Here is a 24,075-nt window from a genome sequence, read left to right as displayed (position 1 = left end):
CTCGATCCTCCCTCCCCAAGGCGCGCCTGCTCGTCCGGGCGCGCCTCCGCCCCCGACACCATGACCGAAGCTCGTTCCCACGACGTCACCATCGTCGGCGCCGGCCTTGCCGGCTGCGAGGCCGCCTTCCAGCTCGCCGAACGTGGCCACCACGTGCGCTTGCTCGAAATGAAGCCCGCGCGCCGTACGCCCGCGCAGACGAGCGATTTCTTCGCCGAGCTCGTCTGCTCGAACTCGCTGCGCGGCGCCGCGCTCGCGAACGCCGTCGGCTTGCTCAAGGAGGAGCTCCGCCGCGTCGGCTCGCTCCTCATGCGCGTCGCCGATCGAACGTCCGTGCCCGCGGGCGGCGCGCTCGCCGTGGATCGCGAGCGCTTCGGCGCCGAGATGACGACGACCATGCGCGAGCACCCGCGCATCACGGTCGAGACGGGCGAGGTCACCGAGATCCCCCGCGACGAGCGTCCCGTCATCCTCGCGACGGGCCCGCTCACCGCCGACGCGCTCGCCTCCTCGATCGCCGAGGCCGTCGGCACGAAGCACCTCGCCTATTACGACGCGATCGCGCCCATCCTGAGCGCCGACTCGATCAACTGGTCGAAGGTGTGGAAGCAGTCGCGCTGGGGCAAGGGCACGGCCGAGCGTGCCCAGGAGCCCGGCCGCAAGATGATGGCCGAGGACGCCGAGGAGAGCGGCGACGAGGCGTACGTCAACTGCCCCTTCGACGAGGAGACGTACCGCGCGTTCGTCGCGGCGCTCGTCGCGGCGGAGAAGGTCGCGCCGCGCGAGTTCGAGGACGTGCGTTACTTCGAGGGCTGTTTGCCTTGTGAGGTCATGGCCGAGCGCGGCGAGCGCACGCTCGCGTACGGGCCGATGAAGCCTGTCGGGCTCGTCGATCCGCGCACGGGAAGGCGGCCGCACGCCGTGATCCAGCTCCGCGCCGAGGACGTCGCCGCGACGGCGTACAACATGGTGGGTTTTCAGACGCGCATGAAGTACCCCGAGCAGCTCCGCGTCTTCCGGATGGTCCCGGGCCTCGAAGAGGCGGAGTTTCTGCGCTTCGGCTCGGTGCATCGCAACACGTTCGTCGACGCGCCGCGCGTGCTCGGCCCTGGGATGGAGATGCTGCGGATGCCGGGCGTCTTCCTCGCGGGGCAGGTCGCGGGCGTCGAGGGCTACGTGGAGAGCGCGGCGGCGGGGTTTGTCTGCGCGGTGCTCCTCGCGCAGCGGCTCGCGGGCAAACCTCTCGCGCCGCCGCCGAAGACGACGGCGCTCGGCGGCATCGTCACGCACCTCGGCCGCGAACAGCCCTCGTATCAGCCTTCGAACATCACGTGGGCGCACCTGCCGCCGCTCGAAGGCACGAAGTCGAGGCTCACGAAGCGCGCGCGGTACGAGGCGATGGCCGAGCGCGCGCTCGCCGATCTCGATCCCTGGAAAAACTCGGCGCTCTGATCACGCCCGCGTCGCGTCCGGGCATACGCGCGTTTGGCGCGGGCGGATGCGTGTATCGTCCGGGCATATCACTGTTTTGGCTGGGCATATTCGCGCGCTCCGACGTGGGCGAACCTCGCCGCGATCCCCTAGCCGAAAAACCAAGGGATTTCCGAGGTATTGCGGGTTCATCCGGGAAATGCCGTCAGGGCTCTGGCATTCTACGTCCGGCGATCCGGAAGCTCCTGAATCGATAACACTGTCGCGACCGACAGACAGGCGGCGACGAGCCGCGTAGTGTCCTTTCTCGTCGCGGTTGCGGCGAACAGGAAATGCGCGAGGTGGCGCGTTTCTGTGCACTTCGGCGCGTCTCGGCGGGCTTTCAATCGCCCCGGACGGCCATCGCGGCATTTTCCTGGAGGGGACTTCGATGTTGAACGTGGAGCAGGCGATCGCCGAGGTCGCGAGCGTGTACCAATCGCTCACCGGACGTGCCATCAAGCCGGGTCGTTATGAGCTTCCGCCGGAGGTGGATCCCGCCTCCCATGCCGAGAGCCATTACCGGCAATTCAAGGCGCTCCTCGAGCAGAAGGCGCGCGTCGCGGTGGACCCGCGCGGCAAGGGGGGAGAGACCCCGCTTCCGCCGCCGGTCGACGTCGTCGAGCTCGAGCGCGAGGTGCGCGTGATGGTGGACGTCCCCGGATGCCCGCGCGAGCAGCTCGCCGTGTCGGTGACGGGCGACGCGCTCACGATTCGCGGCGAGCGCGGGGCTTCGCGATCGCTCGCGGGAATGATGCGGCTGGAAGAGCGGCGCAAGGGGCCGATCCTCCGGACGATCGCGCTGCCGCCGCGGGCGCGGCGCGAGGGGATCGAGGCGACGCTGCGCGACGGCGTCCTCACGATCGCGATTCCCACGGACGGCCAGGGGAACGACGCGACCGAGGTCCCGATCGACGTGAAATGAGTTTTTCGGGTGCGGCGCATGCGCGATTCCCGCACCCGGCAAGGATTTCTGGCGCTCCGCGCTGGAAAGGTAGTGCCGCGCCGGGGCATAGGGCCCCGGGGCGGAGATAGTGCACGAGCCCTGATTCAGGGGGGTACGAACATGGATCCCAAGACCTTCGAGATCAACAACCTTCGCGTCCTCAACGATTACCTCGCCCAGACGATCGAGGTGCTGGCGCGCACGCAGCGGATCGGCCTGAGCCGCGACATCAACCGCGACATGACCGGTCTCTCGCATACCCAGTTCGGCCCCGCCGCCCCGTTCGGCGTGCCCGTGCAGGGCATCGATCCGCGCGTGGATTACACGGCGGGCCTCGGGCACTCGCCGTACGGCGTGTACCCGTTCAACTACGCCATGCAGTCGGTCCCGGCGTGGGCGGGCGCGCAGCACCTCGGCGGCCTGCCGACGAGCATCGACCCGTTCTTCGCGCAGCGCAGCGGCCTGAGCCACACGACAGCCACGCCGTGGACGGGGTGGACCCCCTTCACGGCCGAGATCGTGCGTCAGCGCGAGATCGCTCGTCAGCAGTACGAGGCGATGTGCCGCGCGTGCGGCTTCTGATCGGAAGCGATTGAAGCGGGAGACGGGCCGCCCGCCGGCCGGTCTCCCGGCGCGCCCTCCACGCGCCATTGGGTCTAGGTCGCCGTCACCGTTCGCGTGACGGCGGCCGAGGCCCATTTTCGCATTTGTCGACGCGAGCGCGCCGTTGCGTCGACGCGAGCGCGCGTTCGCGGCGCCGCGCCGCGGGGCGAAATCCTTCAAACCAGCTCGGGAAACATTGCTTCGAGGACCTCGTCGAGCGTCCGCGCGAAGACGACCATGTGCTCGGCGATCTTGCGCGGCACTCGCTCGGCGTGCGTCACGTCGTCTCGATTCTGCGCGGGGAGCACGATGCGCGAGAGGCGACGCTCGTAGGCGCCCTCGATTTTCGCGTCGACGTCGCCGATGCGGGCGAGCGACAGGACGTCGTGCGCGTCGCAGATGACGGCGCCGGAGAAGGCGACGTCGCTCGGCGTGGAGAGCCCGAGCATCACGCTCGCGAAAGCGACGGCGATGGGCAGGCCGGCGCTGTCGCCGGACGAGGGCTCGTCGTCTTTCGTGAAACGGAGGAGAAAGCGGCGGTCGTCGAGCTCGGGATCGACACGGTGGGGATATCGAGATCGGACGAAGGCGCGCACGGCCTGGAAGATGGAGACCGCGCGGGCGCGGAGGTCCGGCGCGACCGAGCCGAGGACGTCCTTTTCGTCGAGGCCGCCGCGGCCCCGCTTCGTGCGGCGGCTATCGGCCCAGAGCTCGTGAATCACGCCGCGCACCTCGCCGCCGCGTCGCCATGCGGCGGCGGCGAGCACGTACGGGCGCGGCGTGCGCGCGGCGTCCGCGAGGGCGCGCGCGTGGGATTCGTATCGTGCTTTCACGTCGACCTCGTCTCGCGCCTCGGCCAGGCGCGCGAGCGAGAGCACGGCCGCGCGATCCTCCGGGTGCGTCTTGCGTCGCGCCCGCAGCACGGACGCCGCCTCCGCGAGCCGCTCCGGGGATCCCAAAGCCTCCCGCGCGTCCTCTGCGTTCGCATCGTCGTGCCCGAGCAGCCGCGCGAGCGCCGCGGCGTCCGGTCGATCGAGCCCCGCGACCCCGCGCCGCCGCGCCAAACGCGCGCGCGCGTGCTCCCCGAGCGCCTCGAGCGCATCGGCGAGATAAAGCAAATCCACCGGGGTGGTTTGTCCCTCTTTATCGAGCTCCGCGTACATCGCCTCTGCGCGCGCCGCATCGCCGCTCCAGAGCGCGAGCGCGGCGGCGCGCCTGCGGTGCTCGGGGCGCTTGCGATCCCGGATCCGATCGAAGAGGTGTTGCACGGCCCGATGCCCGAACGGCAAGACGGACAAACCCTCCGGCGGCACGTACACGGTCGGCAGCGCGCGCGCGGCCTCCCGGAGCGAGAGCACGTGCATGCGGCGGCGAAAGACTTCCAGGTAACGCGCCTCGAACAGCTCGGCGAGGCGCGTATGGCCGAGCTTGCCCACGAGCCGCGCGATACGCCGGAGCAAGGTCGGGCGCCGCGTGACGAGGTAGGCATATCGCACGGCCCGGAGCGCGCGGCGGATTCGCTCGGGGGTTCCCTCTCGTTCATAGAGGAGCGAGAGGCAGAGCAATCGCTCCACGTCGCTCGCGAGCCCCGGCTCGTCGGCGAGGCGCTCCAGCGTGGTGATCGCGCCCCGCACGTCCTGCGCTTGCTCCAGCAAAAAAGCGCGCTCCAGCATCGCGAGCTTGTACACGCCCCGCGCCTCGGTGCGCGCCCGCGCCGCCACCCGATCCACGATGCGCAGCGCCCCCTGCAAATTGCCCGCGAAGGCCAGGCGAAACGCGTGCTCGAGTTCGGACAAACCCGTGAAGGGCCCCGCCTCGGGCGCGACGTGCGGCGCGCGGGCCGACGGCGATTCTTCGCGCATGCTCGCCTCGAAGAGCCGCCCGAGCGTGGCCAGCGCCGAGGGCTCGCCGCCGGCGCGGGCCGCCATTTCGCTGTGCAGCGTGATGGCCGCGCCGAGCTCGCCGCGCGCGTGGTGAATCGCCGCGAGCAGCCCCAGGGCCGCCTCGTCGTCCGGCGCGAGCGCGAGCGCCGCGTGCGCCTCCACCTCGGCGCGATCCGAGAGCCGCGCCTCGAAGGACAGGCGCGCCACCACGATATGCGCCTCGGCGCGACGCCGCAGCGGCTCTTTGCGTGTGCGCCGCGGCGGATCCACGAGCTCCATTTCGAGCAGGTGGCCGAGCTGGCGCAAAAGCTCGTCGTCGAGGCCTTCGGCGGCCAGGGCGGCGTCGAGCTCTCCTCGCTCGCCGGTCTCCGAAGGGGGCCCGGCTGCCTGGTGTTTGTCTCGCGACATCCCGCTTTCAGCGCTCGCGGCTCGCCACGGACGCGCCGCTCACGCTGTATGCATCCTGGGCCCCGAGGGCACCTTCCGGGGCTCACCTCCGCGCTCGGCCCCGCGCGGCTTTTCGAGGGCGCGGTCGATCGCGGAGAGGAGCGTTTGCTCCGACGAACCCTTGGGCACCCACCCCACGCCGAGCTGGGCGAGCCGCTCTTCGAGGGCACGTGAAATGGGCCCGCTCGTGACCACCGCCGGCACGCCGAGCGAAGCCGCGTCGAGGATCAGGCGAAAGCCGCCCTGAGAATGCCCAGACAAACCGAGGTCGGCGACGACGAGATCGGGGTGCCGCACGAGGAGCGCTTCGAGCGCGGTGGGCACGCAGGCGGCTTCGAGGGCGACCGCGGGCGCGTATTTCTCGACGAGGAGCGCGCCGATGAGGCGCCTGCGGGTCGCGTCGTCGTCAGCGACGAGGATACGCCGGCCGTCCTTTGTCGAGCCGTCGCGGTTCTTGGAAAGTCCCGGTCGGATACCAGAAGCAGAACGCATGGCCCCCCCTGCGAGCTTACCGGAGGCCGAGTACGCCACGCAGCGGGCTTCCTTGCCATCGGGGTGCACGGTCATGCGAGGTCGGGGCGAGCCCGAGGCGAGCCCGAGGCGAGCCCGAGGCGCAGGAAGACGAGCGGGCGGATCACGCCCACGCTGCATTCACGAGACGATGGCTGCCAGGAGGGGCGTCACGGCGTGCCTGATGTTGGCTTCGAGATCCGTTTCGTTCGGCGGCCGCAGCTCCTGGAACAGCGCCGCCTCGGCTCTTTGCATGGCCGCGACGAGCGCCGGTGCCTCTTCAGGCTCGCGTCGCACCGTCCCGCGCCCGAGGGCTCGCAGCAGCGTGCCTTTGGCTCCCGGCTCCACCGTCCGAACATCGCCCGCCCCGGTCACCACCACGCAGTGCAGCGTCGCCCCTTGCTCCGCGGTCGCGCCCTGCTCCCTGCGCACCGACTGCCGCACCAGGACGAGCACCCCGAACGTACCCTCGTGGGGCCTCGGTTCGTCTTCGGGCCAACGCACATGCGCCGCGCCCGTGAGCGCCGTCGGGAACGCCTGTGCGCGCAGCGCCTTCGCGACCGCGGCTACGTTCAAGCCGAACCGCTCGGCCTTGGTCCCGTCGTCCCGCGTCACCGGCATCCCCCCGTGGTCACCACACGCGTAGAGCGTCCCCTCGATCGAGAACACCTCGGCCTTCTGCGGCGCCTCGACCACCTCTTCGTCCTGCCTGAGGAACCGGAGCGACGAGAACCCCTCGGCCGTCGTCGCACCGAGATACGCCCGGGAGAATGTCGCGAGGTCACGCCACGTCGCCTCCCCGGGATCGAGGGCACGAATCTGCTTTTGCTGTTGTGAATAACGATCGTGGAATCGTTTCCACTGGTTGTATCCCTCGGTCACGAGCGTCGTGAGGCGCGCCTGCTCGTCCGGAGAGAGGGGGCCCACGGCGCCCTGGCCCAGGATGTCCGACAGCTCCTCCGGTGGTACGAGCGACATCACCCGTCCGAAGAGCGCCTCGAAGCGATCCTCGGTGCCCATGGTGGTTGCGATCATGCGTAACTTCTGGCGGGCGTAATCGTAGGTATCCACCTCCCGGCTGTCCTTCACGACCAGCGTGTCGACGAGGATGGTGCGCCGCGACAGGAATCGATGTACGCGGCCGATGCGCTGCTCGAGCTCCATCGGGTTCCAGGGCACGTCGAGGTGCACCAGCCGGCGCGCGACCTGCAGGTTCAAGCCCTCGCCGCCCGCGCGCGACGAGACCAGGTATTGCGGGCCGCTCTCCTGACAGAATCGTTCGACCTCGGCGGCGCGCTCTTCTTCGGACTGGCCACCGAGGATGAGCGCGGGGCGCTCGCCGGTGCGCCGCTCGAGATAGGCCGCCATGGCGGTGACCGTCTCGATCGGCTGCGCGAAAAGGACGACCTTCTCGTCGCCCGCAGGCTCGAGGATTTTCTCGTACAAGCGATTCCATTTGGCGTCGCCCGTGGCGCGGAGCAGCTCCACGCCGTCCTCGAGCAGCTCGCTCAGGTGCCCGAGGTCCGGGCGCCATTTCGTCTCGTCCGAGAGGTCTTCGATGTCCTCGACGTCTGCGTCCTCGATCTGCTGCCGCACTTCCCCAGCGATGCGGGCGAAGAGCTCGCGCGTGGGCTCGGAAGCGGAGCCTCGGCGATAGGGCCGGATGGCCGCGAGCGCCGCTTCGAGCCCGGGGAGCGTCTCGGGCTTGCAGTTCGCGCGGATGGCCTGACGCACCAGATAACCGAGGCCGGCCTGCACGCTCGACGTGGCCCATTGCAGCGCTTGCCCCGCGCGCCAGCCCGCCGCGCGGCGCTGCGCCGAGTTGTCTCCTCGCTCCGCGCGGCCGGGCTCGAAGAACCGGTGGATCTCCGTGAGCCAACGCTGGTGGTCGCGGCCGAGATCCACGACGCACACAGGGTTCACCTGTCGGCTCGGGAAGAGCGGCTGGTCGTCCCAGTCGCGCACGTCCTCTTTGGTCCGGTAAATGACGCGCCCGGCGAGCTGCGACTCGGGTTCCTTTTTCGTGCGCAGCAATCGCAGGAGGTTCTGGAAGCGGGCGCCATGCCCCTGGTGGGGCGTTCCACTCATGAGCAGGAGGCGGCCGTTCTCGCTGAGCCGCTCGGCCAGCTTCTCCACGAGCTTGTATTGCGCCACGGGGCTCCCACCACCGGGCGCCCAATCCGAGAGGTGGTGGCACTCGTCGACCACGATCATGTCCCAGGGCGGAGCCGCGAGGACCTCGTCGATGCGGCCTTTGTGGCAGGCGCGGTGGATGCTGGCGACGATATGAGGGTCCGTGAGCTTGGCGTCCCGGTCCGCGCTGGCGATCCAGAGGCGGAACGAGGAGAGGCCAAGCTTTTCAAACTCGTTCCGCACGTTGCGTACCAGGCGCGCGGGAGAAAGGTAGAGGACACGAGCGCCGGGGTTCTGGGCGAGGACCTGCTTGATGAGCAGCCCTGCCTCCACCGTCTTGCCGAGGCCCACCTCGTCGGCGAGCAGCACGCGCCGGAGCGAGGGTTGTTGCAGGATGTGCTGCACGACGCTCGCCTGGTGCGCGAGCGTCACGATCGCCTGCGCCTCGAGCCTTCGCTGCGGATCCTCGACGACGAGGAACCACGCGAGCAGCCGAGCCAGGCTGCGTCGGGTCATCGCCATCCAGCTATCGTCCGGCTTTTCGACGAGCAGCGCCGCGGGCGTGGGAACGGCATGAACGCGCCGCGACTCGACCTGCAAAACCGGGTCGAAACGGTCGGCCCGAGAGAGATCGCCGTCCCCCCAGAATCGCCCGGGCGGGCGCAGGAGGTCGAGGTCCTCGAAGCCGAACTCGTCGCGCCGGCTGAGCAGGGCCCAGGTCTGGCCCTCCTCCGGCCTGCGGAAGAGAACGCGCAGCCCCGTCACGCGTCCCCCCTGGGGACCTCGGCGAGGATCGTCTCGATTTCTTCGAGAACATGGCGGCGCTTCTGCGCGTCGCTGCGGCGAACGCCGTCCTCGTGGGACTGCACGATCGCGTCGCGCGCGGCTTCCAGCGGGTTTCGATACACGGAGAGCCGCTCGCCGATCTCCTGCTGGACTTCCTTGTAATTGCTCAGGAGGACCTTCGCGGCGACGGGGCGCGCCCCCTCCACGACGGTCTCGGCCAGCTCGTCGCGGAAATGGTCGAGGATTCGCTGCTTGACGCCGGGCCCGACGTCCTTCTTTTCCTCGACGAACTTCTCGCAACTCTGGCGCACCTTCTTGATGAGCTTCCCGTGGAGCTCGTTGCGCACCTTGTTCTTCAGGTCGTCCACCGCGTCCTTGCCGACCGTGGCGAGCTCCTTCGTCTGCGCGTCGAGGCTCTCGTGCAGCGCCTCGACGATACGCGGCTTCACGCGGGCCTCTTGTCCGCGTGCCCACGCGACCACCTCGCCGACCATCCCCACGTAATCCGCGCCGAGCTCCTTGGTGCGCTTCCGCAGCTCCGTGAGGATGTGTTTCGACCATACCGACGCCACGGGTTCTTCGAATCGCGTGGCCAGATGATTCGGCAGGTCGACGTGCTTGCCGCTCCGGGTCTCGTGGGCGCCGCCTTTACGCACCGTCGCCCGAAGCGTGGCCCAATGCATGTCCCCGAGCGTGCGGAGTTGTTTTCCTATGTCGACCTGCGCAGCCAAAGCCGCCTCCGCTATCCGCGCTTCGATCTCCTTCGGGATGCTCTCGCGGAGGAACTCGCGGAACGCGCCTTGGCGCGCGTCGAGCTCGCGCTGCTTGGGCGCGAGAAACGTCTCGAGCTCCTCGCGGAGCTCCTGCGCCTCCTTCTCCGCACGCGCGTTCTCCTCCCATTGCGCCCGCACGAGGTCGATCACCGTGAACACGCGCTTCTGGAAGTCGGCCGCGGCGGCCTTCGCGCGCTCCTTGCGGAGACCCCGATGGTCCTCGGCCACCTTCTGCAGCGACGTCACGAGCTCCGGCATCCGCGACTCTTCTGCGCTCTTGATGCGCGGCGGCGCCTCGTCGTCGTCCTTCTTGAAGAGCCGGTACTGCGGGGCCGAGACGGCGTGCACCTGCATCGTCTCGAGGATCCGGGCCACGGCCTCACGTCGCTCGTCGAGGGTCGCCTGCGGCCCGTCGGCGACGAGCTTCTCGAGCTGCGCCCGCATCTGCTGCTGCGCGAGGCGCACCGCGCGCTCGCAGTTCTCGCGGAAATGCACGTTCCACTTGCGAGCCGCCTCCGGGTCGACGGACTTCTCTTGCAGCCAGTCGCTTTCGGCGATCTCGTCGACCTTCACCACGGCCACGGAGAGCGAGGCGAGCTTCGCGCTCGGGTCGTGGCTGTCGTGCAGCATGCGCGCGAGGAAACCCGTCGAGCGCAGCAGCTCGGCGCTGGCCTCCGTCACACCGCGGTTGCCGACGACCAGGACCACGGCCTGCGCGTGCGTGCGGACCCACTTCGACGTCACCTTGCGGTACTCGTCGTTCGCCACCCCCACGCCCGGCAGATCGACGAGCACGAGCCCGCCCCGGAGGGCCTCGCTGTTCCAGCCGACCTCGAGGCTCTTGATGAGGGGAGCGAGGAAGCCGGAGGCGTGCTCGCGCAGCTCGGCGAGAAAACCCTTCCGGTCGCCGTCGGCGCGCCGCTCGCGGTGGACGCCGTCCCCCGTCGCGACCTGGAGGCACTGCCGGATCCGCTCGATGCGTGTCGCGTCCGCGTCCGCGATCGTGAGCCCGAAGCGTGGCTTCTGCCCGAGAGCCGCGCACAGGCCCTCGATGAGGTAGGGCAGATCGAGCTCGCCCTCCTGGCTGCCCTGGATGAGCAGGCGGACCTGCTTCTTGTACGCGTCGAGCTTGCCGTTCTCCGCGGGGGCGTCGGCTTCCTGGACGGGCAGGGCGGACTCGGCCTCCCGTCGGTCTTCCTCGTCGAGCTCTTGCCCGAGTTCCGCGGCGAAGCTCGCGCGTTCGGCGCGCTTCTGCGCGAGCTCGTGCGTGCGGGCGAGGGCAAAGAGGATGCGGTTCAGCGCGGACTTCGAGAGGTAGGTGGCGCGGAAGTAGGGGTTCTCCGCGTACCTGACGACGGTGGCCTGTGCGGTGAGCGGGCCGATGCCTCCGTGGGGGAGGACGTTGACATCAGGCGAGACGATGGCGTTGAGGAGAGTGCTCTTGCCGACGCCCGCGTCGCCGAGGAAGCAGACGGCGACCTCGTCGTCGACGGAGCGTGAGAGCTTCTCGACGTCGGATCTGCGCTTGTCGATGGACTCGAGGCTCAGCGGTGCGTGCTGCTCAAGGAAGGGCCGAGCCCTGGTCGTGTACCAGGCGAGGAGTCGATCGATGTGCGGCTCGAGATCCGACATGAAGCGTCCTTTCGGGGGATGAGCACGAGACCAGGAGAACTGACTGCGAGGCTACCAAGGCCTGCCGTAGTTTTACAGGATGCACGTCCTGTTCTGTCGGATACCAGGTACCCTTCCGGAGGGCGGATCAAGCCCAGAGGATGCACGTCAGAGACGCGTGCGCGCGACTTGGAGACGCGCGCGCGCGCCTTCGAGGCGCCTTCCATCGACCCGGAGGACGCGCGCAGGCGACTTGGAGACGCGCGGACGCGACTTCGAGACGCCCTCAACCGACCCCGGGGACGCGCAGACGCGTCTTGGAGACCTGCGCAGGCGTCTTGGAGACGCGTGCAGGCGTCTTGGAGACGCGTGCACGCGACTTCGAGACGCCCTCAACCGACTCCGGGGACGCGCAGACGCGTCTTGGAGACGCGCGCAGGCGTCTTGGAGACGCGCGCAGGCGACTTGGAGACGCGTGCACGCGACTTGGAGACGCGCGCAGGCGACTTGGAGACGCGCGCAGGCGTCTTGGAGACGCGCGCAGGCGACTTGGAGACGCGTCTACTCGTAGTTTAGCCCACTCGAACGCGCGCCGTCACCACCCCGTCGGGTCGGTCAGGCTGCCCGTCGCGAGAGCGCCTCGTCCAGAATCGCGAGGCAGCCTTCCAGCGAGTCACACGCATTCAGCGCGCGCCGGAGCGCGGCCGCGCCCGGCAGCCCGTGCAGGTACCCCGCGAGGTGCCGCCGGGTCACGCGCACGCCTTGCGGCTCGCCGCGCTCCTCCGTGTTCATCACGAGGTGCTTCTTGCAGAGCGCGATTCGCTCCTCCGGCGTCGGCGGCTCGATCAACCGGCCCTCCTCGAGCAGCGCCTTCGCCTCGCGGAAGATCCACGGGTGCTCGATCGCTCGCCGGCCCACCATCACGCCGTCGCAGCCCGTCTCCGCGAGCGCGCGCTGCGCGTCCTCCGCGCTCTTGATGTCGCCGTTCACGATCACCGGGATGCCGACCACGCTCTTCGCGCGCGCCGCCCAGGTCCAGTCCGCCGCCCCCGAGTGGCCCATCTGCGCCGTCCGGCAATGGATGGTCAACGCCGAGACGCCCGCGCCTTCGAGCCGCTTCGCGAGCTCCACGATCGGCATCTCCGACTCGGGGCCCCAGCCGATCCGCGTCTTCACCGTCACCGGCATGGACACGCGGCGCACGACCATCGCGGCCATCTCCACCATTGCGGTCGGGTTCCGGAGCCAGCCCGCGCCCGCGCCGCGGCCCGCGATCTTCGGCACCCAGCAGCCGCAGTTGATGTCGACGAACGAGGGGCCCGCGGCCGCGGCGATCTCGGAGGCCTCGGCGAGGCGGTCGGGATCCGAGCCGTAGATCTGGATGGCGGTCGGCTGATCGTCGGGGGCGAGCGTGATCTTCCGGCGCGCGTTGCGGCAGCCGCGCAGGAGGCCCTCGACGTTCACGAACTCCGTCACGCAAAGCTCGGCGTCGAGCTCGCGGCAGAGCTTGCGGAAGACGGCGTCGGAGACGTCCTCCATCGGCGCGAGGATCACGGGCCGAGAGGAGAAGAGCTTTTGAAAAAGCGTTCGGTCGGAGGGCACGGCGGTTCTCGAAGGGGAGAGGTTAGAGCACGGGGCAGACGGACGCGCCAGCGATCCCGGCGTGATTGCGGGTAGACTCGCCGCCCCATGGAGAAAGTCCGTCTTGTCCCGCTTCTGCTCGGTCTCCTCGCCACCGCGTGCGGCGCGGCCGTCCCCGAGCCGAGCACGCCCTCGCTCCTCGCGAGCTCGTCGTACGGCGGCGCGTCGTCCGCGTTCTCCGCGCCGAGCGGGCCCTCGATCCCGAGCCACGGCGACACGCGCGGCGCGCTCGTCGTGCGCCCGGACCTCGCGTGTGTTCCTTTCGTCCTGCGCGTCGAGCTCGCGGATCCGAAGGCCGGGCTCGACCTTCTGGAGAAGGCCACGCTCGCCCTCAAGGAGCGCTTCGGCGCGTCCACGGGCGGCGCGGCCACGATCGCCATGCTCGGCGCGAACACCACGGCGGCTCCGGCGTACACGAAGGTGAAGGACGACAAGCCGCCGCCGGCGCACTTCGTCGTGACCGTGGACGGCGCGGTCGAGGTCCCGCTCGCCGCGGAGGCGGGCTACTGGGCGCGCGCGAAGCTCGTCGCGGGGCTCGTCGAGGCCTCACGCAAAGAAGACGCGCTCGTGCCTTCCGGAGGCGAGGGCGCCCCCGAGCTCGAGGTCGCCTTCGGCGCGCCCGAGCTCAAGCTCCGCGACCCCGAGTCGCACCGGGCCGAGCTCGTCAAGCGCTGGGTCGAGCGCGCGCGCGCCTTCGCCCGCGTGGCCGAGTCCCAGACCGCGCCGCTCCACCTCGTCGCGTGCGAGCCGCCGAACGCCATCACGCAAACGCCCATCTCCCTGGAGCAGGTCGGCCTCGCGCTCCCCGTCTCCTGCCGCATCGACGTGTCCTCGCTTCCGCGCTGAAGCGGACCCCGCGGCGCCTTCGCCCTGCATGGCCCACTCTGGCGCAGCATTTCGCCGTGAATGCGCGCCTTCGGGTCGGCATTGCTTTTGCTGAAAGCGCCCACGCCTTGGCTTACCTTTCTTAAGGCTCTCGCCCGAGAGGAGACCTTCCCCATGCGACTCGGCTTTGTCGTCCCCGTCCTCGCCGCCACGCTTCTCGCTTCTTTGACTGCGACCGACGAGGCCGCGGCGTGCGGGGGGTGTTTCGTTCCGCCGAGCCAGAGCACCGTCGTTTCGGCGCATCGCATGGCGCTTTCGATCTCGCCGAAGCAGACGGTGCTTTGGGATCAGATCCAGTACGACGGCGATCCGGAGAGCTTCGCGTGGGTCTTGCCGGTCAAGCCGGGCGCGGTGATCGAGGTCTCCACCGACGCCTGGTTCGACACGCTCGACGCCGCGACGACCACGCAGATCTTTCAGGCGAGTGTCGACTGCGGCAACAGCGGTGGCAGTGGCTTCGGCTGTAGCGACTCGCTCGGGGGTCGTGCGTTCTCGGCCGCGGAAGATGGCAGCAACGGCGGCGGACCAAGCGTCACGGTCGTCCACCGCGGCACCGCGGGTCCGTATCAGACCGTCACGCTCAGCACGGACACGCCCGGCGCGCTGAATGGATGGCTCGACAGCGCGGGGTACGCGATCGATCCCTCGACGCAGCCGGTGATCGACGCCTACGTCGCGGAGAAGTTCGACTTCATCGCGATCAAGCTCCTGCCGGGCAAGGACGTGAAGGCGATGAAGCCCGTGCGCGTCGTGCAGCTCGGCGCGAGCCCCACGCTGCCCTTGCGCATGGTCGCGATCGGGAGCGGCGCGAACGTCGCGATCACGCTCTTCATGATCACCGAGGGCCGCTGGGAGGCGAAGAACTTCAACAACGCCGTGGTGCCGGTCGATCTGCTCTCGTGGGACTTCAAGACGCAGGCGTCGAACTACGGCGAGCTCCGCACGAAGGTGCTCGAACAGAACGGCGGCGCGTCGTGGCTCACGGCGTTCGCGTTCCAGGGCGGCCTGCTCTCGCAGCTCCCTGGTCTCTTCAGCTTCCAGGGGTTCCGCACGTACACGACCGCCGGCAACGGGGCCTTCGCCGACACGATCGCGGCGGCGTACGTGCAGCAGGGCCTCGCGAACGCCGAGACGACGGACGGCGCGTGCTCGGCGTCCTTCGCGAACGTCGGCAAGAGCGGCGCCATGGTCTCGAACCCGTGCCCCGCGGGCGTGCCGCTCGACGATCCCTCCTGCGGCGAGGTCGGGGCGGGCGAGATCGACGCGCGCTCGCTTTCATGTGGCCCGCTCGACGACCTCGCGGTCGCGATGAACGGCCTGCATCCGAAGGACGTTTGGCTCACGCGGCTCGAAGCGAACCTGCCGCGCGCGGCGCTCGGCAAGGATCTCGTCCTCGAGCCCGCGGCCTTGCAAGAGACCGTCGACAACATGCATCAGGCGCGCATCGGCACGAACGTCGACGCCTTCTGCGGCGACGGCTCGGCCGCTCCGGTCCCGGGCGCTGGCAAGAAGACCAGCGGCGACGGACGCGGCCCGCTCGTCGTTGGCTTCGGCATGGCGCTCGCCGCGATCGCCGTGGCGGCGCGCCGGCGGCTCGGCGCCACGAGGGCCTGAGCCTTCTCCTTTTCGATATGCTAGGCGCGAGAGTGCCATGGCAACCGTCCGCCCCTTCTCGACCCCGCCTCCTGCAAACCTCATCAAACGCATCGCCCTCGTGGCCGTCGGGCTCGCGATCCTGGCGATCGCCCTCTCGTCGTGTGTTCTGCGTGTCGACGCGGGGCACGTCGGCATCAAGGTCAAGCTCGCGGGGGACGAGCGTGGCGTCGACAAGAGCCCCACGGTGCAGGGCTGGGTGTTCTTCAACCCGCTGACCGAGCAGATCATCCTGTTCCCGACGAGCGTGCAGAACATCGTCTGGACGAAGGATCCGCACGAGAGCAACGCGCGGGACAGCTCGATCACGTTCTCCTCGCAGGAGGGCGTGAACATCAACGCCGACGTCGGGCTCTCGTTCCACATCGAGCCCACGCTCGCGCCGAAGCTCTACGGCCGGTTCCGCAAGTCGGACCTGATGGATCTCGCGAACGGCTACGTGCGCAACGCGATGCGCGAGAGCTTCAACATGCAGGCCTCGCAGATGCCGGTGCAGGAGATCTACGGGTCGGGCAAGGGCAAGCTCGTGGAGAACGTCGCGCAGCGCATGCAGGAGCAGCTCGGCAAGGACGGGTTCGTGATCGATCAGCTCACGATCAACGGCGCGCTTCGTCTGCCGGAGAACGTAGCGAACGCGATCAACCGGGCGATGGAGGCGACGCAGCAGGCGATCCAGGCGGAGAACCGGGTGCGTCAGGTGCGGGCGGAGGCGGAGCAGGCCGTCACGCAGGCCGAAGGGCAGGCGAAGGCGGCGCGTGCGCGCGCGCAGGGCGAGGCGGACGCGAAGCTCATCACGGCGAAGGCCGAGGCGAGGTCGAACCTGATCCTCAAGTACTCGATGACGCCGTCGGTGCTTCAGTACCGCGCGCTCGAGCGCTGGAACGGCCGTCTGCCGGTGATGAACGGCGGCGGCGCGATGCCGATGCTCACGTTCGACGCCTCGAAGCTCGGCAAGGGCGGCGACGACGACGAGAAGAAGCTGCTCGAGCTGCTCGGTCAGGAAGAGGAGATGGAGCGCAAGGAGGCCGAGCGCGCGAAGGACGCGAAGGACGAGAAGGCCGATCCGGCGAAGGCGCCCGAGGGCGCGGCGCCTCCCGCGCCGCCCGCCGAACAACCGAAGAAGTGAAGGCTACAAGCGCACGTCGAGGTGCGTGCGCTTCTTCAGCTCGTCGAGCCACTTGCGCTTCGCCTTCTCGAGGATCTCCGTCTGAAGGCGCTGCACCATCTCGCCCTTGGCCGCCTCGTACGTCGTGTACCGGGAGGGCTGGCGCGAGATGAGCTTCATGATCACGAGGCCCTTCTCCATCTCGATCACGTCGCTGACCTGCCCCGGTTCGAGCGGCATCACCGCGTTCTCGAACTCGGGCGAGAGCGCCGGGCGCTGGCCCTGCTGGGTCTGGGGCGAGCCGATCGGGGCGCGGATCCCGAGGTCGCCGCCCGCATCGCGCGTGTTCGCCTCGTCCGAGTAGGCGCGCGCGAGCGCCGCGAAGTCTTCCCCTGCCCGCGCGCGGGTCACGATCTCGGCCGCGAGCTTCTTTCGCTCGGCGATCGCCTCGGGGCTCGATCCCGGCATGATCTGCAGCACGATCCACGAGGGGCGGTAGTCCCGGCGCTTGCGCTCGTCGCGCAACGTGCGCTCGTACGTCGCCTTCACGTCGTCCTCGGTGATGCGCACGCGCCCCTTCACGCGGAGCTGCAGCATCTTGCCTTCGAGGATCTGCCGCCGGATCTCGTCGCGGTATTCCTGCTCCGTCAGGCCCGAGCGCGCCTTCGCCTCGCGGAAGAGCTCGGCCGTCGAGATCCCCTGGGCGTTCGCGATGTTGCGGAAGGCGTTTTCGACCTCGTCGGGCGTGACCGTGATGCCTGCGCGCTCGGCGGCCTGCGCTTCGAGGCGTTGATCGATCATCGTCTCGAGCATGTCCTTGAATACCTGCGACTCCGCGGCGGCCTGCTCGGCGCCGGGGCGCACGCGTTGCTGGACCTGCAGGAGGAAGGGCTTGGCGCGGGCGCGGAGCTCCGAGAGCAGGATGGGTTCGTCGCCCACGACGGCGACGATCCGCTCGACCACGATGGCTTCGGCCGGCTGCTGGGCGAGCGCGGCGGCGAGGACGAGACCCAGAGCGACGAGCCTTTGACGAGAGCGCATGCCGGGCACGACGTAGCACAAGTGCGGCCGGGGGTCCGCGAGCGAATCACCCGAGATCGTCCGTCCCCGTTGCGGCAGCCGTCGCCCTGGTTTATTGCGCCGCCATGCGCGAGTTCCCGAAGCCCACTGCGGGCGAAGCGATCACGATGTCCTCGTCCGGCCAGCTCCAGGTGCCGGACCAACCCATCATCCCGTTCATCGAAGGCGATGGCACCGGGCCCGACATCTGGCGGGCGAGCCAGCGCGTGCTCGATGCGGCCGTGGAGAAGGCGTACGGCGGCAAGAAGAAGATCGCCTGGTACGAGGTGTACGCGGGCGAGAAGGCGTTCAACACGTTCGGCGAGTGGCTCCCCCAGGGCACGGTGGAGGCGTATCGCCAGTTCCTCGTGGGCATCAAGGGCCCGCTGACGACCCCGATCGGCAAGGGCATCCGTTCGCTCAACGTGGCGCTGCGGCAGATGCTCGACCTCTACGTCTGCCTGCGCCCGGTGCGCTGGTACAAGGGCGTTCCCTCGCCGGTGAAGGATCCGGGCGCGGTCGACATGGTGATCTTCCGTGAGAACACGGAGGACATCTACGCCGGCATCGAGTGGGAGGCGGAGAGCCCGCAGGCGAAGAAGGTGATCGACTTCCTCCAGAACGAGATGGGAGTGAAGAACATCCGCTTCCCGGGCACGAGCGGCATCGGCATCAAGCCGGTGAGCCGCGAGGGCACGGAGCGCCTGGTGCGCGGCGCGATCGACTACGCCCTCCGGTTCAACCGGAAGAGCGTCACGTTCGTGCACAAGGGCAACATCATGAAGTTCACGGAAGGCGCGTTCAAGGCGTGGGGCTATTCGCTCGCGCAGCACGATTTCCGGGACAAGGTCGTGACGGAGCGCGAGACGTGGATCCTCGGGAACAAGGAGAAGAACCCGGAGATCACGGTCGAGCAGAACGCCAAGGAGATCGAGCCTGGCTACGACATGGCGCCGCCGGACATGCAGGCGGAGTTCCGCGCCGAGGTCGAGGAGGCGCTCAAGCTCTGGGACACGCACGGCGGCGGCAAGTGGAAGAAGATGCTCCGCGTCAAGGACTCGATCGCGGACATCACGCTCCAGCAGGTGCTGACGCGGCCGCGTGATTTCGATGTGATCGCGACGTTGAACCTCAACGGCGATTACCTCTCGGACGCGCTCGCGGCGCAGATCGGCGGCATTGGCATCGCGCCGGGCGGCAACATCAACTACGTGACGGGCCACGCGGTCTTCGAGGCCACGCACGGCACGGCGCCGAAGTACGCGAACCTCGACAAGGTGAACCCCGGCTCGGTCATCCTGTCGGGCGAGATGATGCTGCGGCACATGGGCTGGGTCGAGGCCGCGGACCTCATCAACAAGGGCATGGACGGCGCGATCGGCGCGAAGACCGTGACCTACGACTTCGCGCGCCTCATGGAGGGCGCGAAAGAGGTGAAGTGCTCCGAGTTCGGTGACGCGATCATCGCGCACATGGGCTGAACGCGTGACGAACCCCGGCCCCCCCCGCTCTCGCGGGAGTGGGGGGCGCTGGAGTTCTGGGGGCGAGATATACCGATGTTGAAGAGCCTGGGCGTGCGCGGCTTCAAGTCCCTGGCGGACGTGGGGCCAATCGAGCTTGCGCCGCTTACGGTCGTCTTTGGTCCCAACACGGCTGGCAAGAGCAACCTGATCGACGCGCTCCAGGTGCTCTCGCGTCTTGCCACGGCGAACACCGTGGCCGAGGCTCTGGGCCCGCCCGTTCGAGGGCTCCCGCTCGAATCCTTCACTTTCCCGCAGGGAGGTCTCCCTGCGTTGCTGGCGCGGACCGCTGACGATCCACCCACGTTCCGGTTGAGAGCGGATTTGCGGGATGAGGAGGGTATCCTTGGATATGAAGTAGAGATTGGCATCGCTCCGCAGTCTGGTGCGCTCTCCGTGCGTGACGAGCGGCTATCGCAAAAGGGCAGGAGCGGAACGTTGGTGAGGGACCCCGATATCAGTCTGGATCCATCCTCTCGAATGGTCGTGGTTCGACGAAAGAGGAAGTCGCGCGAATCGTGGTGGGAGGAGGAAGCGGGCCAGAATCACACGCAACTGTCGAATCGGCGATACTCGGGGAATGAGTATCCCGCGCTCAGCAGGGCGCGAGCATTGCTGTCGTCGATGCGTGCCTATTACCTGGATCCGCGCGTCGCCATGCGCGCCGCGCGCGCTCCCCAGGAGGTTGATGATATCGGGCCTCTGGGCGAGGATCTCGCGCCGTTCCTTTACAGGCTCAAGGCTGAGAATCCGAAGGTATTTGCCTCGGTCAAGCGATCCCTCTGTACGGTCATCCCATCGGTCGATGACCTGAGCGTGGATCTCGACCCTCGGCGCGGGGTCCTGGACGTGGAGATCAAGCAGAACGGAACGGCGTATTCCTCGCGGGTGATCTCTGAAGGGACGCTGCGGGTGTTGGCCCTCGCGTGCGTAGCGACGAACCCGTGGACAGGATCTGTCGTCGCCTTCGAGGAGCCGGAGAACGGAGTTCACCCGCGGAGGGTGGAGCTCATTGCGCAGCTCCTCGGCTCTCTCGCTCTCGGCAGCAAGGAGCGCCGCCAGGTGATCGTCACGACGCACTCGCCGCTGTTTTGTGCGGCCGCGCTTCGCATAGCTTGGCAGCGGCCGCGTGACGTGCGCCTGATCCAGGTGACGCGCGACGAGGGTCGGAGCCGATTCGAGCCATTCAATCCGCTGGGGCCTCTGTTTCAGGATCCCGAGATTCGAGATGCCCTGACCGCGAAGGATGAGGATGTATGGATCGAAGGGCTTCTCGTACGAGGGCTCTTCGATGGGTGAACGGCGTGTCGTGCGCTTGTTCGCAGAAGACGTGGGTCACGAAGGGTTTCTGCGTGCGCTAACCATTCGACTCTGTTCCGAGGCGGGCATAGAAGTGGATGTGAAGACGGCGTCTGCCCGTGGTGGCCACGGACAGGTATTGCGTGAGCTTCGCACATTCCAGCGGGTGATCGTCAAGCAAGGGGGAGAGGCGACGGACCTCGCGGTTATCGCGATCGACGCCAACTGCAAGGGCTGGGATGGGGCGCGCAAGGAGATCGCTGACGAGCTCATGACCGGACACTTCCCTTATGTCGTCCTCGCATGCCCGGATCCGCACATCGAGCGCTGGTACATGGCGGATCCGCAGACCCTCGTGCAGGAGCTCGATGTGCGCGTGTTCCCGCGGAAGAGAAAATGCGAGAGGGATGTCTACAAGCAGCAGTTCATCGATGCGCTCCGCGAAGCAGGGCATCCGGTGACGCTTGGTGGCGCCGAGTTTGCGAGCGACATCGTGAGGGTGATGGACCTGTATCGCGCCGCGAAAAATGAGCCTTCGCTCAAAGCCTGCATCGACGAGATCCGACGTGTCTGTCGAACCTGGAGGGGCTGAACAGCGTCGTGCGCCGATCGGTCATCCGCCAACGTAAAAGGCGCGGATTCTGTTGACCACGTACCACTGCTGCTCCGGCGTCAACGTCGGGGAAATGGGGAGCGAGAGCACCTCGCGGCAGGCGCGCTCGGTCTCCGGGAAATCCCCCGCTTGGTGGCCGAGGTGCCCGAAGCAAGGCTGCAAATGCAGCGGGACCGGGTAGTAGACGGCGGTGCCTATGCCGGCGGATTCGAGGAACACGCGGAGATCGTCGCGCCGGGCGGCGCGAATCGTGAATTGGTGATAGACGTGGCGTCCCTCGGGATCGTCCTCGGCGGGGCGGACGACATCGGAGAGGCCCGCCTCGGCGAAGAGGGCGCGATATCGATCGGCGATCGCGCGCCGCGCCTCGGTCCAGCCGTCGAGGGAGGGGAGCTTGGCGCGTAAAACCGCGGCCTGGATCGCGTCGAGGCGGCTGTTCATGCCGACCTCGTCGTGCCGGTACATCTTTTCGCCGCCGTGCGTGCGGAGCCGGCGCACCCGCGTGGCTTTGTCGGGGTCGTTCGTCAGGATGAGCCCGCCGTCGCCGAACGCCCCGAGGTTTTTGCTCGGGAAAAACGAGAGGCAGCCGAACGTGCCGATGGTGCCGGCCGCGCGCCCGCCCCGCCGCGCGTCGATCGCCTGCGCGGCGTCCTCGACGACGGTGACGCCACGCGCGCGCGCCTCGTCGAGCCAAGCTTCCATGCGCGCGACGCGGCCGTAGAGGTGCACGGGCACGATCGCGCGTGTGCGCGGGCCAAGCGCCGCGAGCACGCGATCGGGATCGAGGTTCCACGATCCAGGCTCGATGTCGACGAACACGGGCCGCGCGCCGAGCCGCGCGATGGCGCCCGCGGTCGCGAAGAACGTGAACGGCGTGGTCACGACCTCGTCGTCCGGGCCCACGCCCGAAGCGAGGAGCGAGAGCAGGAGCGCGTCGCTGCCCGAGGCCACGCCGATCGCGTGTGCGGCGCCGAGGCGCGCGGCGATCGCCTCCTCGAAGAGGCGAACCTCTTCTCCGAGGACGAACGCCTGCGCCTCGACGACGCGGGCGATGGCCTGATCGATCTCTTCGCGGATCGCGCGATGGAGCGCGCGCAGATCGAGGAGCGGGACGAGGATGTCCCGCTGTTGCGTTTTCACGTCGCCGGCGTGGCCTTCACGACGTCGGTGATGCCCTGCACGCTCTTCGCGCTCTTCGCGAGCATCGCCTTCTCGTCGTCCGTCAGCTTGATTTCGAGGATCTTCTCGACGCCGCGGCCGCCGATGATGACGGGCACGCCCATGAAGAGGTCCTTGTAGCCGTACTCGCCGTCGAGGTAGACGGCGCTCGGCAGGAGGCGCTTCTGGTCGAGGAGGAACGCCTCGGCCATCGCGACCGCGGCCGACGCCGGGGCGTAGTAGGCGCTCGTGCCCATGAGCTTCACGATCTCGCCGCCGCCCGTGCGGGTGCGGGCGATGATCGCGTCGAGCTTCTCGCGCGCGATGAGCTCGGTCGCCGCGACGCCGTTGATCGTGGTCGCGCTGAGCACGGGGACCATGTCATCGCCGTGGCCGCCGAGCACCATGGCGCGGACGTCCTTGATGCTGACGTTGGCTTCCCGCGCGAGGAAGAGCTGGAAGCGCGCGCTGTCGAGCACGCCGGCCATGCCGACGACGCGCTCGCGGGGCAGGCCCGTGGCGCGCTTGAGCTCGTAGACCATCGCGTCGAGCGGGTTCGAGATGACGATCACGAACGCATCCGGACAGTGCTCCTTCACGCCCGCCGCGACGCTGCGGATGATGGGCAGGTTCGTCGCGACGAGGTCGTCGCGGCTCTGGCCGGGCTTGCGCGGGATGCCCGCGGTGATGATCACGACGTCGGCGCCGGCGCAGTCTTTCCAGTCGCTCGTGCCGGTGATCTTCGCGTCGTAGCCGATGACGCTCGAGTTCTGTTCGAGATCGAGGGCCTTGCCCTTGGCGAAGTCGGCCTTCGCCGGGATGTCGAAGAGGACGATGTCGCCGAGCTCCTTGCGGGCGCAGAGCGCCGCGAGCTCGCCGCCGATGTTGCCGGCCCCGATGAGTGCGATCTTCTTCCGAGTGCTCATGCGCGGGCCTTTAGCACCCCGCCGAGCTGAAAAGAACCGGCTTGCTGCGCCGCGCAAATCTTGCGCTAAGGTCCGGGCGCCATGGTTTCCGCAGACACCCTCCGCGAAGCGCTCCGGACGACCCTCGACCATACGGATTTCGGGGCGCTCGGCGCGAAATATGAAGGGAAAGTCCGGGACAATTACACCACAGGCGATGGACGGCGGTTCCTCGTGGCGACCGATCGGATCAGCGCCTTCGATCGTGTGCTCGGCACGTTGCCGCTGAAGGGGCAGGTGTTGAACTTGCTCGCGGCGCACTGGTTCGAGGCGACGAAGCACATCGCGCCGAACCACGTGATCTCGGTGCCGGATCCGAACGTGGTCGAGGCCGTCGAGTGCACGCCCTTGCCTGTCGAGATGGTCGTGCGCGCGTACGTCACAGGCGTGACCTCCACGAGCATCTGGACCCATTACGCCCGCGGCGAGCGTGTCTTTTGCGGCCATCGCCTGCCGGACGGTTTGCGCAAGAACGACCGCTTGCCCGCGCCGATCCTGACGCCGAGCACGAAGGCGCCGAAGGGCGGGCACGATGTCTCCGCGTCGCGGGAGGAGATCCTCGCCGAGGGCGTGATCAGCGCGCGGGACTTCGATGAAGCGGCCGAGATGGTGATGGCGCTCTTCGCGTTCGGGCAAAAGCGCTGCGAGGAGCGCGGGCTCATCCTCGTCGACACGAAGTACGAGCTCGGCAAGACGAAGGACGGGCGGATCGTGGTCATCGACGAGATCCACACGCCGGACTCGTCGCGCTTCTGGTTTGCCCGGACGTACGACGAACGCCGCGCGCGGGGCGAAGAGCCCGAGTCGTTCGACAAGGAGTACGTGCGCCGCTGGCTCGCGGGCACGGGGTTCACGGGCGACGGGCCGATTCCTACGATCCCGGACGATGTGCGGGTCGAGGCGGCGCGCCGGTACATCGAGGCGTTCGAAGCGATCACGGGGCAGGTGTTCGTGCCGAACCTCGAAGACCCGCACGCGCGGATCCGGCGGAACCTCGCGTTGCCCCTCTGAACCA

The 24,075-nt window shown here is 68.6% G+C and carries 18 protein-coding genes; 10 read left to right on the top strand and 8 right to left on the bottom strand.

The window, feature by feature from the left end; translation table 11 throughout:
* Positions 1–60: 60 nt before the first annotated feature.
* The 3 genes from trmFO to E8A74_RS30590 all read left to right on the top strand — a co-directional run bounded on the left by trmFO (position 61) and on the right by E8A74_RS30590 (position 2,998).
* Positions 61–1,452 (top strand): methylenetetrahydrofolate--tRNA-(uracil(54)-C(5))-methyltransferase (FADH(2)-oxidizing) TrmFO, encoded by a 1,392-nt coding sequence (gene trmFO, locus E8A74_RS30600; RefSeq protein ID WP_136932641.1) that lies wholly within the window; start codon positions 61–63, stop codon positions 1,450–1,452.
* A gap of 409 nt (positions 1,453–1,861) precedes the next feature.
* A complete protein-coding gene (locus E8A74_RS30595) occupies positions 1,862–2,395 on the top strand; it encodes an Hsp20/alpha crystallin family protein (protein ID WP_136932640.1) in 534 nt (177 codons plus the stop codon).
* A gap of 141 nt (positions 2,396–2,536) precedes the next feature.
* Entirely contained in the window at positions 2,537–2,998 is a 462-nt protein-coding gene (locus tag E8A74_RS30590) for a hypothetical protein (protein WP_136932639.1), read from the top strand.
* A 197-nt stretch (positions 2,999–3,195) separates the two neighbouring features.
* Here E8A74_RS30590 and E8A74_RS30585 read toward each other — a convergent pair whose 3' ends face one another.
* The 5 genes from E8A74_RS30585 to dusB form a co-directional block, all read right to left on the bottom strand.
* The gene (locus tag E8A74_RS30585) at positions 3,196–5,310 is read right to left on the bottom strand and encodes a S16 family serine protease (RefSeq protein WP_136932638.1); all 2,115 of its coding nucleotides are present in this window, start codon (positions 5,308–5,310) and stop codon (positions 3,196–3,198) included.
* A gap of 39 nt (positions 5,311–5,349) precedes the next feature.
* The gene (locus E8A74_RS30580; protein ID WP_170229490.1) at positions 5,350–5,841 is read right to left on the bottom strand and encodes a response regulator; all 492 of its coding nucleotides are present in this window, start codon (positions 5,839–5,841) and stop codon (positions 5,350–5,352) included.
* Positions 5,842–6,000: 159 nt separating this feature from the next.
* Positions 6,001–8,757, bottom strand: a complete 2,757-nt coding sequence (locus tag E8A74_RS30575) for a helicase-related protein (RefSeq protein ID WP_136932636.1) — start codon at positions 8,755–8,757, stop codon at positions 6,001–6,003.
* On the bottom strand, positions 8,754–11,183 hold the full coding sequence (locus E8A74_RS30570; RefSeq protein ID WP_136932635.1) for a dynamin family protein: 2,430 nt from the start codon (positions 11,181–11,183) through the stop codon (positions 8,754–8,756). Before E8A74_RS30570 ends, E8A74_RS30575 begins: the two co-directional genes overlap by 4 nt.
* Before the next feature lie 594 nt (positions 11,184–11,777).
* Positions 11,778–12,764, bottom strand: coding sequence for a tRNA dihydrouridine synthase DusB (dusB, locus tag E8A74_RS30560; protein WP_232379822.1), 987 nt, complete (start codon positions 12,762–12,764; stop codon positions 11,778–11,780).
* A gap of 87 nt (positions 12,765–12,851) precedes the next feature.
* Here dusB and E8A74_RS30555 point away from each other — a divergent pair, with 87 nt between their 5' ends.
* From E8A74_RS30555 to E8A74_RS30545, 3 genes are all read left to right on the top strand, one after another.
* On the top strand, positions 12,852–13,649 hold the full coding sequence (locus E8A74_RS30555; RefSeq protein WP_136932633.1) for a hypothetical protein: 798 nt from the start codon (positions 12,852–12,854) through the stop codon (positions 13,647–13,649).
* Between the two features lie 153 nt (positions 13,650–13,802).
* Positions 13,803–15,302, top strand: a complete 1,500-nt coding sequence (locus E8A74_RS30550) for a DUF2330 domain-containing protein (RefSeq protein ID WP_136932632.1) — start codon at positions 13,803–13,805, stop codon at positions 15,300–15,302.
* Positions 15,303–15,339: 37 nt separating this feature from the next.
* Positions 15,340–16,467 carry a prohibitin family protein gene (locus E8A74_RS30545; protein ID WP_136932631.1) on the top strand — a complete coding sequence of 376 codons (1,128 nt, stop codon included), beginning with the start codon at positions 15,340–15,342 and terminating at the stop codon, positions 16,465–16,467.
* 3 nt (positions 16,468–16,470) lie between these two features.
* Here E8A74_RS30545 and E8A74_RS30540 read toward each other — a convergent pair whose 3' ends face one another.
* Complete coding sequence (locus tag E8A74_RS30540; protein WP_136932630.1) at positions 16,471–17,487, bottom strand: peptidylprolyl isomerase; 1,017 nt, start codon at positions 17,485–17,487, stop codon at positions 16,471–16,473.
* 104 nt (positions 17,488–17,591) lie between these two features.
* Here E8A74_RS30540 and icd point away from each other — a divergent pair, with 104 nt between their 5' ends.
* The 3 genes from icd to E8A74_RS30525 all read left to right on the top strand — a co-directional run bounded on the left by icd (position 17,592) and on the right by E8A74_RS30525 (position 20,916).
* A complete protein-coding gene (gene icd / locus E8A74_RS30535; protein WP_136932629.1) occupies positions 17,592–18,986 on the top strand; it encodes an NADP-dependent isocitrate dehydrogenase in 1,395 nt (464 codons plus the stop codon).
* Between the two features lie 75 nt (positions 18,987–19,061).
* Positions 19,062–20,324, top strand: coding sequence for an AAA family ATPase (locus E8A74_RS30530; RefSeq protein WP_136932628.1), 1,263 nt, complete (start codon positions 19,062–19,064; stop codon positions 20,322–20,324).
* Complete coding sequence (locus tag E8A74_RS30525) at positions 20,317–20,916, top strand: hypothetical protein (RefSeq protein ID WP_136932627.1); 600 nt, start codon at positions 20,317–20,319, stop codon at positions 20,914–20,916. Before E8A74_RS30530 ends, E8A74_RS30525 begins: the two co-directional genes overlap by 8 nt.
* Before the next feature lie 21 nt (positions 20,917–20,937).
* Here the strand turns inward: E8A74_RS30525 and E8A74_RS30520 are convergent, their stop codons facing one another.
* Positions 20,938–22,077, bottom strand: a complete 1,140-nt coding sequence (locus E8A74_RS30520) for a DegT/DnrJ/EryC1/StrS family aminotransferase (RefSeq protein WP_232379821.1) — start codon at positions 22,075–22,077, stop codon at positions 20,938–20,940.
* Positions 22,074–23,021: a malate dehydrogenase gene (mdh, locus tag E8A74_RS30515; RefSeq protein WP_136932626.1), complete on the bottom strand. Its 948-nt coding sequence runs from the start codon at positions 23,019–23,021 to the stop codon at positions 22,074–22,076. Before mdh ends, E8A74_RS30520 begins: the two co-directional genes overlap by 4 nt.
* Before the next feature lie 81 nt (positions 23,022–23,102).
* Between mdh and E8A74_RS30510 the strand changes: the two genes are divergently transcribed.
* Positions 23,103–24,071, top strand: coding sequence for a phosphoribosylaminoimidazolesuccinocarboxamide synthase (locus E8A74_RS30510; protein ID WP_136932625.1), 969 nt, complete (start codon positions 23,103–23,105; stop codon positions 24,069–24,071).
* Positions 24,072–24,075: the final 4 nt, after the last annotated feature.

The sequence above is a fragment of the Polyangium fumosum genome (genome assembly GCF_005144585.1).
GTDB lineage: Bacteria > Myxococcota_A > Polyangia > Polyangiales > Polyangiaceae > Polyangium > Polyangium fumosum.
Note: the sequence above shows the minus strand (reverse complement) of the source record. Positions and strands in the feature narration are given on the sequence as shown.

Bases quoted from the DNA above. Each gene is read 5' to 3' on its own strand.
- icd (WP_136932629.1), top strand. From the start codon at position 17,592: ATGCGCGAGTTCCCGAAGCCCACTGCGGGCGAAGCGATCACGATGTCC.
- E8A74_RS30595 (WP_136932640.1), top strand. From the start codon at position 1,862: ATGTTGAACGTGGAGCAGGCGATCGCCGAGGTCGCGAGCGTGTACCAA.
- E8A74_RS30540 (WP_136932630.1), bottom strand. From the start codon at position 17,487: ATGCGCTCTCGTCAAAGGCTCGTCGCTCTGGGTCTCGTCCTCGCCGCC.
- E8A74_RS30550 (WP_136932632.1), top strand. From the start codon at position 13,803: ATGCGACTCGGCTTTGTCGTCCCCGTCCTCGCCGCCACGCTTCTCGCT.
- E8A74_RS30525 (WP_136932627.1), top strand. From the start codon at position 20,317: ATGGGTGAACGGCGTGTCGTGCGCTTGTTCGCAGAAGACGTGGGTCAC.
- E8A74_RS30580 (WP_170229490.1), bottom strand. From the start codon at position 5,841: ATGCGTTCTGCTTCTGGTATCCGACCGGGACTTTCCAAGAACCGCGAC.
- E8A74_RS30555 (WP_136932633.1), top strand. From the start codon at position 12,852: ATGGAGAAAGTCCGTCTTGTCCCGCTTCTGCTCGGTCTCCTCGCCACC.
- E8A74_RS30530 (WP_136932628.1), top strand. From the start codon at position 19,062: ATGTTGAAGAGCCTGGGCGTGCGCGGCTTCAAGTCCCTGGCGGACGTG.
- E8A74_RS30585 (WP_136932638.1), bottom strand. From the start codon at position 5,310: ATGTCGCGAGACAAACACCAGGCAGCCGGGCCCCCTTCGGAGACCGGC.
- E8A74_RS30570 (WP_136932635.1), bottom strand. From the start codon at position 11,183: ATGTCGGATCTCGAGCCGCACATCGATCGACTCCTCGCCTGGTACACG.
- trmFO (WP_136932641.1), top strand. From the start codon at position 61: ATGACCGAAGCTCGTTCCCACGACGTCACCATCGTCGGCGCCGGCCTT.
- E8A74_RS30545 (WP_136932631.1), top strand. From the start codon at position 15,340: ATGGCAACCGTCCGCCCCTTCTCGACCCCGCCTCCTGCAAACCTCATC.
- mdh (WP_136932626.1), bottom strand. From the start codon at position 23,021: ATGAGCACTCGGAAGAAGATCGCACTCATCGGGGCCGGCAACATCGGC.
- E8A74_RS30510 (WP_136932625.1), top strand. From the start codon at position 23,103: ATGGTTTCCGCAGACACCCTCCGCGAAGCGCTCCGGACGACCCTCGAC.
- E8A74_RS30590 (WP_136932639.1), top strand. From the start codon at position 2,537: ATGGATCCCAAGACCTTCGAGATCAACAACCTTCGCGTCCTCAACGAT.